Source organism: Pseudoduganella sp. GW821-FHT12E03 (assembly GCF_058807115.1).
Map to the genome: position 1 here is coordinate 54,955 of NZ_JBXAQJ010000008.1, position 12,702 is coordinate 67,656.

Sequence of the window (12,702 nt, forward strand, 5' to 3'; positions counted from 1 at the left end):
TGCAGGGGGAAGCCGGACGGGTACCATTTCGTTCAGTGGTTCGCCTCAATCGCTGGACGCTGTCGTCGGCATGGAAGCTTTCCCGCCGGGGATTTCACGCATGTTCGGCATAGCCACGTCCGGCAGCCTCGCCTTGATGTAGATCTCCGTCGTCGTTACGCTGTCGTGCCCGAGAAGGTGCTGGATGCGCTCGATAGGTACCCCAGCGCGGTACATGTCGGTCGCGCCCTTGCCCTTGATGTCGTACATGCCGAAGTCGGAAAGGCCCGCCTTGAGGACGTAGCGCCGGAACATCGCGGCCACTCCCGAGTAGGTGTACTTTTTCCCTGCCCGCGTGTGGACGAAGGTCTGCCATACCGTCTTCGACGCGAGGTGCTCGTCAACGAGCTTCTCCAGGTCGCCCGCGAGCAGGATGTCCACGGTCTTTCCCGTCTTGCCCTGCCTGATCCGCAGCACCCGTACTTCCCGGCCCTCGTGCTCGACCTTCTTGATGTTCGAGATCCCGGCGCCGAGGAGGTCTTCTGGACGCTGGCAGGTACGGTAGATCAGCGTCATCAGGCGCTTTACCGAAGGCTCCGCGAGCTCGAAGGCCTTATGGTACTCGTGGTCCTCGATCATCCGCTCCCGCGCCTTCTCGCTGTTCCTGCGCACTCCACGGCACGGGTTGAAGTCCACCATCCCCTTTTCCATGGCCTTGGTGTAGACGTGTGAGAGGAGGGACTTCTCGCGGTTCGCGCGGACGGGCGCGTCCTGCCCCCGGACGTCGCGGTAGGTGGCGACGTGGTGCGGCTTCAGCTGCGAGTACGGGATGTGTCCCAGTCCTTTCTTTAGGTGCTCCGCCTCCTTCAGGTTGTCCCGGTAGGTGCGCGGGGCCTTGTCCGGCGCGACGTTGACTAGATACCAGTCGATCAGCGACGCGACGGTGCCGACTTCGGTCGCGGGCTTCACGATGGATGCCCACTTGCGCATCGCCTCGCCGTAGTCGCGGCCCAAGCCGATCGGCTTGCCTTCTCGCGGCACGTACCGGAAGGCCCCGTGGTGCATGTAGACGCGGGGAGGGAGGTCGTGCCTGGTATGGATGGTTCGTTTGCGGCCCATGTTCGGAAAATTATCTGTACGTGTTTCGACGTATCGCTGCTTCGTTGACCTGCCATCCGCCGTCGCCGGCCTGCTCCGGCAGCCCTTCGCTGTCGCCGACCACCATCCGCCTTTCAAAGTACGCGGCGGCCACCTTGGGAAGTCAGTCCGCGCCGATTTCGAAGATCCATTTGCGGTCGCGCAGCCAGCGGATCTGGGCAGCTGGCTGAGTTAAAGCTGTCAGGGTTTGCAAGTCATCTTTTTGAAGAAAAATCATAAATATCACTATTTAGTGATGCAAATATACTTTGATTCGCGTGTAATGTCAAAAATTATCACTAATTAGTGATAATTTTCTTGCGATAAGATCGGCATTGCCATAATTAGCGGACCGCTATAATTGATGCCATGGACTACGAAGAATTTCAGACCCGAATCGCCAATGCCGGGCTCGACCTGGATGCGCTGGCCGGCTTGCTCCGCATGAACCGTGTTTCGCTGTACAACTACGGCAAGAAAGACCGCATGTCTTCGAACCTGGCGGTTATTGCAGTGCTCTTGGAGGAAATGCATAGGCATGGCGTGGATTTCAGGCGGCCGTTGGAAGCGCTCGATATCCCCCTCAAGAAGCCGCGAGGGGTCAATTTTGGAATCGGAAAGAGGCTCCCGCCAGAAAGCCAAGTTGCCCACCAAGACGCGAAGCAAGAGGACGCATGAGCAAGCCAGTTTTAGAGGATGTTGTCGATTTCATAAAAACGGAGCACGGCGACAAAGCCTGGACTACCGTATATAAAAAAGTCCGCTCGGAGGATCGGAGCGAAGAGGGCGGTTTCTATTGCGCGCTCGTCGATTCGGGGCACACTCCGAATATGAAGGAGTCCCGCTGGGACTTGATGCTTGGTTCCGGCGGCCCCAGTTTTATTTCTGAGTATTCCACTGGAAGAGAAGTCACGACCTACCACGAAAGGTCTGATGACAGCTATCGCCGCTTGGTGCTCTGGCGCGATTTTCACGGACGCAAGCCTAACCACTTGGAAATTGCGGAAGAGTTTCGCCTATTCCTGGGTCTTTATCACGATGTGAAAGGGGCGAGGTATCTCGATTTCGATGAGCAGGGTGATGAGGTAGAAGTTATCAGGATGGGCGAGTCCGAAGTGCAAGTAAGGACAAGCTACCTTCGCTCCTTCATGGCTGCCACCCAGCGGAACTTGCTTTTGTTTTTCGAGGTAACGCGCCATTCCCGGGACGGTATCGGGTATTCCGACGAGCATCGCTCGGACACTTTGTCTTTCAGTCGATTCTCCGGGGCTTCATATATCAAAGGCTACAGTATATTTACTCGTCTGATGGGGAAAAAGCTTATTCTCTGTGGGCCTATTGAAAGCTGCGGCATTGCGCCATTTGAGAAGCCTAAGGCATTTGAGGATTTCATCATCGGCGGCGAAATCGACTTGCCAGTGTCTTTCTCATGCAATCCGCAGCATCTTTCTGACTACTTCGGCGGTAACCCAGGAGCGCCGCATTACCTCACTCCGGTATTCTTCCGGCGCGAGGTAATGCAGAAGTACTATGGCGCTCTCTCGGAGTACGAAATCGATGACGGATACCTTTCCAAAAGCGGCGCTTGGTGCTTGCGCATCGATAACAACGCGGTTGACCATGTATGCGTATTTCTCGGGGATCTCGGTCGGGAACTGCCAAACGCAGAGCAGAAGTATTGGAGAAGCTTTAATATCCTGCCAGATGGGCACGAACTGAGCGAAGCAACTTATCAGCGTAGCATGGAGGGGAATTTTTTTGACCCGAGCAGCCCAGATCTGAAATTTAAGGATGCGTTCCGTTCGCTTCAACATGCTTGGTTCGGCAAGCATGGGTGGAATTTGATGTTGCCGCTTGCCGAAAAAGACAAGCATTTCTTTAATTCAATTCGTTCGATGTTGACGGGCGGCCAAGCGGAGTTCGACTCCATGATTTTGGCAGTGGTAAAAGTCACTATTGATTCGCTCGACTTGGCTAATCTTCGGAAGTTGCTCCAATGTGCCGATCCGGATCGTAAGCCGCTGGAACTCATGGGCGATCTCTTTGAACTGCTCGGTTTGGCTGACCCAACGGGCAGTAAGACATTCCTGCAAGGTATTCAGGGAATACGCTCGACCGGAGTGGCACACCGAAAAGGATCGAACTACGAAAGGACCGTTTCGCGACTTGGAATTGACGAGGAGAATTATCGAGCCGAATTCGACGGTATGCTGAATCGTCTTTCGGAACTCTTTGTCGAAATAATGACGAAGCTGAACTAGCATATCCGCACATCATCCCGCCATAACGTAAGCTTGTCTTTGCGGAGCAGATTGCTGCGCCATCAATAGCTTCATGGCCAAGGCAGACGCGGACTACACAGGCAAACCCGCCAAGGCTAGACAAGGCAAATCAGCTCCAGCCAAGACGGGGCCTGGCAACTCAAATGATCAATCCTACTTGGCGGCACATGGGGGGCGCGCCTAGAGGCCAACGTCCGGAACGGTAGTACGGGCGCCAGAGGAGGTAGCCAACGCCCCATCCCTGCAAATTACGGTTCTTGTTGCTGGTGCGAGTAATCCAATTGGAAATTTTCTTGTTGCGGAAGAATGGCCGAACAGGCATGTACTCATAGCTCGTAAGGGAAATCGTCATCACGGTACTCGTCATAGTAGTCCGTAAAGACTCTCCCTCCTTTTACCGTTAGGGATATTTCTTCGTTCTTGTAATCTATGTCCTTGGTCTTGAAAAGGCGGATGCTTCCTTCTACGTATTCGACTGGGAAGCAGTTTTCAAATTCGTCCTGGAGGAGCTCCCCCCGTCCGTATTGCGAGAAGATGACGATGTTTTTTCCGTCCGAGTCTTGCACGGAGTTGAAAATGATGCCGTCAAGTGGCGGCTGCTGCATATGCGCCAGGTATTCGGCGATCGATTGCGTTATAAGGTATTCCGACGCCTCGGTGCCCGGCTGAATTGGCCGAGCGATCAGCCCGTGGATCTTCCTCAGGATGTAATTCGCTTCCTGCTTGCTAGTGTAGTCGGGATCGAAGTAGCTCTCTTTCGTCATCGGTCCGGATTGGGCTAAGGCGGAAAAATCGAGTACCCGAAGGCGATGCGTAGTCTTGAAGGTGCCTACGACCACGAGGCCAGCGAGAGTCGGCCGCATCTCAGCGATGCACGTATCGGGGGTGAAAGCGCCATAGAACACAGGAACGCCGCTGGCGTTCATCCTCCCGGGGCTCGCTAAGTTGCGGGGAGGTGCGCCCAATTCCGTGTTCGCCGCTAGGCAGATCCTCTCGAGCGAGGCGCTGTCCCGAAGGGTTCTGGCACGAAGGATTTCGGTTCCGGGAGGGTATTCGATGACGACAGGCTGGCTCCATCCATCGCGAAACTCGCCGATCCGTTGGAATAGCTTCCCAAAATAGGACAGAGAGGCTTGGCTGAAGAACCGCTGCCGGTGCTTCAGTTCTTCTTCTACTTGCCCCCATTCGTGAAATATCTTGCGATGGTCCGCCGGTTTGCGCGTGTAGAACTCGCTCCCGTCGAAAAACGGGGGCTCGCCGTGCTTGATCCGTCCCACGTCGGAGGTTATGAGGATGTGTGCGGTCTCGTCGAGGACGGACGGATGGCTTCCGAAAACCTCTTCGAGGACTTCTTGAAGAGAATTCCCGACATGTCTGCTTCTCGGCTGGAGCGCGGGCTCGAAAAATTCGCGGACGATGGGGGCGACGACGTCCGCCAGCGCTTCGGCGGAAAGGGCATTCTCGTTGGTCCCGGCGCACGAACAGCATTGCGAAGGAGTCCCCTTTGCCATAATTATCTGACGAAAGAACGGATCCTCCGCGCAATTTGCACACAATGCACCCATATCTCCTCCGGGAAAATCAGGCCAGCTCTTTCAGCGCAGGCAGGGCCTTGACGATCCGCGCTGTTTCGACGCTCACCCTTACGATCTTCTTCAGGTGCTCGACGATGTAGCGTGGGTCGTCGGACCAATCGTTTGGATCGTTTCCGATGCCGCTGTCCTTGTCGACCGCCACCTGGTAGCGTTCCATGACCCATTCGACGGCCGACTTCCCGTTGACTACGTACTCATAGGCCTCCAGAGGGATGCCGCGCAGCGTGAGGTGGGAATTGTAAACGACGGCTGTGCGGTCTGCCTTGCCGTCCTTCTTTCCGAAAGCCATTTTGGTCACGCGGTAGTCCTCGTTTTCCATGACGAGCCGCTTGCATTCTTCCTCAAGCGGGAACGGGGCGACCGTCTCGTAACCGAGGTGCAGACTTCCCAGTTTGCGTCCCGCGTCCCGGAACGCTCCGAAATCCTCGGCGAAAGGGATTCGTGGCAGCATCTTCTTCAGGTCTGCGGCGAACCTTTGCTTGTATTCGGAAGAGTGCAGGATCCCGTAGACGTACCAGAACAGGTCCTCCTTGCGAATGGCGTCGTCGCCGTAACGTTTGCGGAAGGCTTCGAGCGCCCAGTCCGTGATGGCGTCGCGGCGGACGTATCCGTGCTCGTCTGCGGCTTCTCGTTCGGCGAACATCTCGCCTTGTGGTGCCGCGCCGGTTTCGGCCTTCTCGTACCAATAGAGCGGGAAACACTGCCCGGTATCCGTCAGGTGCATGTTGGGCACGCGGTCGGCGACGAGCGCGGAGTAGCCTTTCCGGTCTGCTACTCCGGTGCTCGAGATCACGACATTCGCGTGGTGTTCGGTCGGGAACAGCTTTGGGATTTGGTAGACCATCTCGTTGCAGCGGCGGTTGAAGTACATCCATTGCTTCGAGAACGGCCGGTACATGGCTACCCTCAGGGAGGACGGCTCGAAGTCCATCGGCTTGTCGCGTTTCGCGTCGGCTTTTAGGGCCCTTGTCCAGCTTATCCTCTTGTCGTTGGCGTCGATCACGCTCTCCAGCTCTGGTACTTGGCCCTTCGGGCTGCTTGCCTTTACGGCGGCATACCTTTTCCGCTCCGCGTTGTAAATGGCGATAAACTGCTCCATCCTCGTCGCCAACTTGTCCCGGCTCATGCTGTAGGTCCAAGGGTCGCGGTTCGTGACGACGCCCAGGGAATACACGCTGAAGATCGAGCCCGCATCCGGCCTGTCCTTGTCTCCGATCTGGACGAACTGCTCGAATGAGGGATCCCGCTGGTTGGCCCAGTCGCCTTGCTCGTTAGGCTGCAGCGACCGCCATGGGACTGAGTCAATGCTTCCGAACCCTTCCACGATGTCGAGTTTTTCCTTCTGCGTGAGATAGTCCCCTATGTCGTGGTAGCGCAGCTCGCAAGGCCCGTCGTGGGCAGGGTCCTTTACCATGATCGTGACGGCGACTGGAGTTCGGGAACCCTCGTCGAATACGCCTCCGCCCTCGCGGGTGCGTTCGTCGCCCTGTTTGCGGGCATCCCCTCGGAGGTTCAGCACGTAAAGGTGGCTATACTCCTCAGTCAGGCACTTGCGCAGCCCGTCCATGTTGTTCGCGTCGAGGAACGAGCCGTTGGTAACGAACGCGACGACGCCTCTGTCCTGGACTCGGTCCGATGCCCAGCGGATCGCGCGGATATAGGAGTCGTAAAGGTTCTTGGCCAGCTTTCCGCTCGCTCTTTCCGCATACGTTGTGCGAATGCGCTGGTCGAGCGTCGGGTAGCTGAGGTTCTTGTTGTCGTCGCTTTCGCTGTCCTGCTGGGCGGAGTACGGAGGGTTGCCCACGATGACGCGGATGGGCTGGGCGAGCTGCCGTTCGGCACGCTCGTTGTTCTCAGGCAGCACGACCGTGTCGACGAGGTCGTTTTCCTCGGTCATCTGGAACGTATCGACCAGGATCATCCCGTCGAACGGCCGATATTCCCCGGTAGCCGCATGGAATGCGGTTTCGATGTTGACGGTGGCGATGTAATAGGCGAGCAGCACGAGCTCGTTCGCGTGGAGCTCGTGGGCAAACTTGTGCCGCAGGCTCGCGGGCTCGATCAGGCCGGATTGGATCAGGCGGACCGGGAAGGTGCCGGTTCCGGCGAAAGGGTCGAGGATCTGCACGCCGGGGCTCGAGAGGGATTCGCCGAAATGGCGGCGCAAGGCTGCGTCAGCGCTCCTCAGGATGAAGTCCACCACCTTCACGGGAGTGTATACGATGCCCAGCCGCTCGGCCATTCGCGGGAAGGCGTTATGGAAGAACGTGTCGTACAGGTTGCGGATGACGTCCTGCTTGGACTTGTCGCTCTTCGCGAGGCCGATCCGTTCGCGCACGTTTTCGTAGAATTTCTCCAGGCCTTCCGTCTCCGTTGCGATAGCCGACTCGCCGAGCCTGTCGGCTATCTGTTGCAGCGCCTTGCCGACGACGTTGTGCTGCGGGAAATTGGAAGACGCGAAGAGGGCCTGGAACACGGGCAGCGTCAGGATGTGCTGGGCCAGCATCTCGACGGCCTCGTCCCTGGTCACTGCCGGGTTCAGGGTGTCCTGGAGTCCCTTCACGAAGACCTCGAAGGCTTTTGCGAGTTTCGCGTCGTTTGCGAGCAGGGCGTCGATTCGCGCGATGAGCCTCTCGGCTACGAGGCCGATGCTCTTCGCCCATTCCCCCCAGTACTCCCGGTCTCCCAGTTTCTTGGGGATCGCGGCGTACACCGCTTCGTTGATCGCGTCGATAGGGAGCATCGGAAACTCGAGCGGAAGGGCTCCCTGCTCTTGCTGGCGGTCGTCCCCCTTCTTGCGGTCGGTGTCCGCAATGACCCTGATCTTGCGGCGGAACTCCGCTTCGTCAACGAGGCTCTCGTCGTGCGCGCGCAGCGCCTTGATGACTTTCCAAATGCCTTTGAATTGCGGATCGCTGTCGATGTAGGCATTGTAGTCCTTCACCTTTTCGGACGGGATGCAGACCGGAAGGATGATGTAGCCGTACTTCTTTTCCGCAGCTTTTCTCATTACGCGGCCGACGGACTGAACGATGTCCACGATCGACTCGCGGGTGTCGAAAAATACCACCGCGTCGAGCGCCGGCACGTCGATGCCCTCCGAAAGGCACCTGGCGTTCGACAGGATGCGGCACTGCCCCGGAGCTGTCTCCGACTTGAGCCAGTCAAGCGCTCCCTGGCGCTTCAGGGCATTCATGGTTCCGTCCACGTGCCCGAGCTGGCATTCCACCATGCCGGCAAAGGCGTCTTCGTCGCCCTCGTGCGATTCGCGGTAGAGGCTTACGAGCTTCGTGAAGATGTCCGTGGTCTGGGTGGAGTCCTTGATGGATTTCGAGAAGGCCACGGCTCTGCGCATCGGCGCCGTATCCTCGGAAAGCTCCTCCTGCTCGCCGTCCTCGCCGATCTGGACTAGGCCGCGCTTGGAAAGCCCCTTCCAGCTTCCGACGATCTTGGTCGCGAAGCGGATGTCGATGGCCTTTTTCTCGTCTATCTTGAAAGCGTTGTTGAAGTTGTTCGCGAGCTTTGCCATCTCGCCCTCCTTCACCGCCACGATGAGCACCTTGTATTCGGAGAGCAGGTCCTTCTGCACCGCTTTCCCGAATCCCAGGCGGTGGAACTCCTTGCCGAAGGTCGGTTCGTCGTCCATTGAGAACAGCGTCGCGTCCGCCTGGGTCGCCTTGGTTTTCGAGGCTTCCCCGAAAACGCGGGGAGTCGCGGTCATGTACAGGCGCTTCCTCGCGCGGACGACTTCGTTGTCGTGGACCTTCACGAATTCCGAATCGCTCTCGCCAGCCAAGGTCAGGCCCGTGGTCCGGTGAGCCTCGTCGCAGATGATGAGGTCGAACTCCCCGAGACCCTGCTTCTGCGCGTCCGCCACCACCTGTATCGATTGGTAGGTGGAAAACACGACCGTCCGCCGGTCTTTCGAGAGGATGCCGGCCACCGTCGACAGCCGGCGCGCGTCGGTAGTGGCGGGATATGCCAAGTCGTGGGTGCTGACGTCTTCCGCGTCGCGCCCGACCTTGCTGTCGGAGCAGATCACGAACGCGTGGAAAGGCTCCAGGCTTTCAGCGGTCCATTCCCTCTGCGATTGCGCGACGAGCGAGATCGACGGCGCGAGGAAGAGCACCTTGCCCCCGGCGGGGACCACGCTTTCCATCAGGCGGAGCGCGGTAAACGTCTTGCCCGTGCCGCAGGCCATGATGAGCTTGCCTCGGTCGTGGGATCCGAAGCCCTCGAGGACCGCCCCTATGGCCTCGCTTTGGTGGGGGCGGGCTTCCTTCTTCTTCCTGAGGCGGATGCTCTTGATGTTCTCGAGGCTGAACTCGTTCCAGTCGACCGGGCTGTCGGCCAGGTCCTTGAACCAGAGGCGGGATACGCTGATCGTCTGGTTTACGAGAGCGTCCTCTGCGTGCTTGCTCCACTTGTCCGTGGTCGAGACGACGACCCTGTGAGAGAAGCTGCGCTCGCCGTCCGTGGTCGCGAACCGCTTGCCGGACGCGGTGAAGAAGGAGTCGATGTCCGCCTTTTGCAGATAGTGGTCCGGCTCGTAGAACTTGCACTGGATCGCCCAGTATTCGCCGGTGCTGCGCTCCCGGGCGACCAGGTCGATGCCCACGTCGACCGCCCAGCGGTCAGGCCACTCCGACCAGAGCCAGACTTCGGCCAGCCTGTCTGCGTATTGCGGATCCGTCAGCAGGTAGTTGGCGATCAGTTTCTCGAATTGCGTCCCTTTGTCATGGTTGGTGCGGGAGGCGGCGGTCAGCTCGTCTAGTAGTTCTTGGAAAGTCATCAATTTCTCCTGAGAACAGAACCATATAACAAACTCTCGTCTCTCGGTAGGGGCAGATGCGCAATTCGGGCGTAAGCGTTGGAGCCTGCGGCGCGGCGGGACGCGTCGGACGCAACCCAGTGCGCAACCTCTGGCTGCTGATGCTCTGCGCGTCGGGCCTCTTCCGCTCAGGAGGCACAGGCCGGGTCGGCCTGGAGGACAGCCTTGACGACCTGCCGGACTTGGCAGCGGCGCCGGCGGACATCCGATCGCAGCTGCTGCGGCTATGCGACTGAGTTCAGTCGGGCACTGGCCGATTTTCGCTTACGATCGGCGAGCCTTTCGCCGTGCGTCAGGGCGAGGCTGTCGGGACCGTCTGTGTATCCGGGGAGGCGGAATCTTGGCAACAACGTGCCGTTCCGCATCGGCCAAGTCAGGTACTTAAAGGATGATGCTTGCATACGCCAGCGTCCTGGGTACGTAGGATTTCCAGGGGTTCGGTGGAGGAAATGGTCCTTCCGGACTCCATGAAGAAAGCCAGGTCGGCGTACCACAGCACCTGCCTGGCAAGCACCCATCGGTAGTGGGAGTAGATGGAGCTGGAACGTATCAGCCCGTAGGTCTGGACGGTGTTCTCTTCGGTCGCACCGAGATGGTGGCGGTCGAACGCTCTGAGTATTTCGTAGCTCGTGGAAAGCAAGTGAATTCTCGGATCCGGCCCGCTCGGGGCATCCGCGCGTGGAGACGGGTTGAAAATCCACGCTGCGTGAACGCGCCCCATCGTCTCCGGGTTCTTCGTTACGTGAGCGGCAAGTGCGCCCCCGAGCGAAAAGCCGGTGACGACGATCCTCCTGTTCTTGGCCGCTGGATGCGCTGCTATCTTTTTCAGATAATTAAGTGCGTTTCCAAACTGGACGGGAAACGGCGAGAGATTTTGCAGCACGTAATCCCTCACTTGGTTCGAACCGGCGAAAGATATTACGATCTCCGGCTCCGCCTCGGGATCCGCGCCGCGCAGAATATAGGTCGCCGCCTCGAATCCGTTGCCGGACCTCTCGTAAAGGTCCGTGAGCTCTTCCAGCCGCTTTGGAACCGAAAAATGGAAAGCTGTCTCGCCGTTGTGCTTTTGCAGTACGAGGACCGCCGCCACTGCGTACATGTACCCCTGCTTAGACTGGGCAAGCTTCCGCTCGAACTCGCTTCCGGGGCGGGCCTTGCCGGCATATACCGTGTCCAGGTAGCGCTCGCCACACCAAGCTTTCCCTTCCAGCTTGCCCCAGTTTGTCGGAAGGACGGAGCATCCGGAGAGGAGACCTGCGGCGAAGAGGGTGGAAGCCAAGGTGCCCAGCCATTTTTTCTTGAGCGGCATGATGAAGTCTTCCCTGGTGAAGTTGTGTGGAGGCCCTGTCTGGTAATTTATTCGCAAAGCCATCAATTAGCCTTAGGGAGCCCTTAAGCGTCCTGCCTATCCGCCAGGGCGGGGCTCGGCAGGCGGGGCGCCGGGCCGCGCGACGCCAGCGTGGGCAGCTCACCCGTTGCGGGAAAAGCGCTGGCAGTATGCTCCGTCTGAGTTCCGGCTAGCGATTGACGTCAGGTGGTATGCGCGTCCATTAAGGCCCGATCGTTCCCAGCACCTCTCCGAGCGCATCCGGATCGTCCAGGAACGGCCCGAAGCCCCGGGACCATACCGCAGCGCGGTTGCGCCTGTCGACGCTCCAGCCCCCTGGGCGGAAATACCTGGACGTGGCATGGCTCCGCAGGTCTATCCGAAGGTCGTGGACGATCGAAATCACCCGGTCGTTCACCTCGAAATTCACGTCGGCATAGAATTCCTCGTCGCTTGGCCAATGTCCGACGTAGAGGAGCGGCGTATGTGGGTGTTCCAGGCGGGCGGCCCTGATCGGGGCGTTGATGTGGAGGTCGGCCAGGCCGCTTCCCAGGACGAAAATGACGTCCGCCTCGGCCGCTTCGCGGCTAAGTCCCGCGTAATAGCTTGAGAAGGGCGCCTGCTGGATCCTGCCCAGCTTGTCCAGTCCGGTGAGTATAGGGCTCCTGTTGATGGTCGTTCCGTCCATGCGCGCGATTCCGGTGCCTCCGAAGCCGCTGTGCCTGAGCGCGTCGCCGCGCGAGTCGAACCAGGCGAGGTCGCCTATGCCGGTTTCCTCGCTGCGCGGGAACCCCATGTGGATCGAGCCGTGCATGTGGAAGAGGCCCGGCTTGTCCCATGCGGTCCAGAAGTCCCGTGGGCTGAACAGGCGGAAACCCTCCCTTTCGCGGGTAAACCCGGTGAAGAGGTCCGGCGCCGCCTGGCTGAAGAAGTCGTCGTAGTTCGTGGAATAGACGCGGGGGACGAACGATTCGCCCAAGGTCCGCAGGAAGGCGGACAGCGGCCCGATCTCGCAGCGCGGCGAGTCCGAGCGCGCCGAGACGATCTTGTAGATCGCGGCCAGCATCCCTTGGGATGCGGCCCTCAGGCTCTGTGGCTGCTCCGGAGCCTTCCCCAGGAACGGGTGCATTACGGGCTTGTATTTCGGGACAGCCCCTTCTGTTACGTGCATCGCCTCGAGTTCATGGAGAACGTGGTAGACCCTCTCGAAGTGCGCCTGGCCTGGCATCTGGTAATAGTAGGCTTCCAGGGCGGCCTTTATCCGCGAATACGCGGCCGTCCCGCCCGCCCTCTCGCAGTATTCGTCAGCCAGCAGCTCTGCTTCGATCAGCTTGTCGAAGCCGGCCGTCACTGGTATCCCGTACTCCACCGACGCGCCGGCGCCAACGATCACCAACGCGCGTTTCTTTTTCTGCTGCGGCACGGGACTGCTCCCCATATAAGCGAATTGCACGCAGGATACACGATCTGCCTTGCCCCCGCGCACGGGCATCGGTACCCGACTGCAATCCGTCTCCTTCCGGCCAGCCGCGCTCCGCCGGGACGAGAGAC

At 59.1% G+C, this 12,702-nt stretch carries 8 protein-coding genes; 2 read left to right on the forward strand and 6 right to left on the reverse strand.

Translation table 11 applies throughout. From position 1 onward, the window contains the following. Positions 1-45: 45 nt before the first annotated feature. Positions 46-1,098 (reverse strand): tyrosine-type recombinase/integrase, encoded by a 1,053-nt coding sequence (locus AC1RRC_RS20455; RefSeq protein ID WP_493057374.1) that lies wholly within the window; start codon positions 1,096-1,098, stop codon positions 46-48. A 142-nt stretch (positions 1,099-1,240) separates the two neighbouring features. Further along, positions 1,241-1,354, reverse strand: a complete 114-nt coding sequence (locus tag AC1RRC_RS20460; RefSeq protein WP_493057375.1) for a DUF4224 domain-containing protein — start codon at positions 1,352-1,354, stop codon at positions 1,241-1,243. Between the two features lie 131 nt (positions 1,355-1,485). Between AC1RRC_RS20460 and AC1RRC_RS20465 the strand changes: the two genes are divergently transcribed. Next, a complete protein-coding gene (locus AC1RRC_RS20465; protein WP_493057376.1) occupies positions 1,486-1,794 on the forward strand; it encodes an XRE family transcriptional regulator in 309 nt (102 codons plus the stop codon). After that, the gene (locus AC1RRC_RS20470) at positions 1,791-3,377 is read left to right on the forward strand and encodes a hypothetical protein (RefSeq protein ID WP_493057377.1); all 1,587 of its coding nucleotides are present in this window, start codon (positions 1,791-1,793) and stop codon (positions 3,375-3,377) included. Before AC1RRC_RS20465 ends, AC1RRC_RS20470 begins: the two co-directional genes overlap by 4 nt. Before the next feature lie 347 nt (positions 3,378-3,724). On the opposite strand, the gene AC1RRC_RS20475 is transcribed toward AC1RRC_RS20470, so the two are convergent. The 4 genes from AC1RRC_RS20475 to AC1RRC_RS20490 form a co-directional block, all read right to left on the reverse strand. Next, the gene (locus AC1RRC_RS20475) at positions 3,725-4,963 is read right to left on the reverse strand and encodes an RES family NAD+ phosphorylase (protein WP_493057378.1); all 1,239 of its coding nucleotides are present in this window, start codon (positions 4,961-4,963) and stop codon (positions 3,725-3,727) included. Positions 4,964-4,979: 16 nt separating this feature from the next. Next, positions 4,980-9,785 (reverse strand): DEAD/DEAH box helicase, encoded by a 4,806-nt coding sequence (locus AC1RRC_RS20480; protein ID WP_493057379.1) that lies wholly within the window; start codon positions 9,783-9,785, stop codon positions 4,980-4,982. Between the two features lie 412 nt (positions 9,786-10,197). After that, positions 10,198-11,133 carry a Tle-like phospholipase domain-containing protein gene (locus AC1RRC_RS20485; protein ID WP_493057380.1) on the reverse strand — a complete coding sequence of 312 codons (936 nt, stop codon included), beginning with the start codon at positions 11,131-11,133 and terminating at the stop codon, positions 10,198-10,200. Positions 11,134-11,374: 241 nt separating this feature from the next. After that, positions 11,375-12,574 (reverse strand): SIR2 family protein, encoded by a 1,200-nt coding sequence (locus tag AC1RRC_RS20490; protein ID WP_493057381.1) that lies wholly within the window; start codon positions 12,572-12,574, stop codon positions 11,375-11,377. Positions 12,575-12,702 lie beyond the last annotated feature (128 nt).

Bases quoted from the DNA above. Each gene is read 5' to 3' on its own strand.
- AC1RRC_RS20455 (WP_493057374.1), bottom strand. From the start codon at position 1,098: ATGGGCCGCAAACGAACCATCCATACCAGGCACGACCTCCCTCCCCGC.
- AC1RRC_RS20460 (WP_493057375.1), bottom strand. From the start codon at position 1,354: ATGATTTTTCTTCAAAAAGATGACTTGCAAACCCTGACAGCTTTAACT.
- AC1RRC_RS20465 (WP_493057376.1), top strand. From the start codon at position 1,486: ATGGACTACGAAGAATTTCAGACCCGAATCGCCAATGCCGGGCTCGAC.
- AC1RRC_RS20470 (WP_493057377.1), top strand. From the start codon at position 1,791: ATGAGCAAGCCAGTTTTAGAGGATGTTGTCGATTTCATAAAAACGGAG.
- AC1RRC_RS20475 (WP_493057378.1), bottom strand. From the start codon at position 4,963: ATGGGTGCATTGTGTGCAAATTGCGCGGAGGATCCGTTCTTTCGTCAG.
- AC1RRC_RS20480 (WP_493057379.1), bottom strand. From the start codon at position 9,785: ATGACTTTCCAAGAACTACTAGACGAGCTGACCGCCGCCTCCCGCACC.
- AC1RRC_RS20485 (WP_493057380.1), bottom strand. From the start codon at position 11,133: ATGCCGCTCAAGAAAAAATGGCTGGGCACCTTGGCTTCCACCCTCTTC.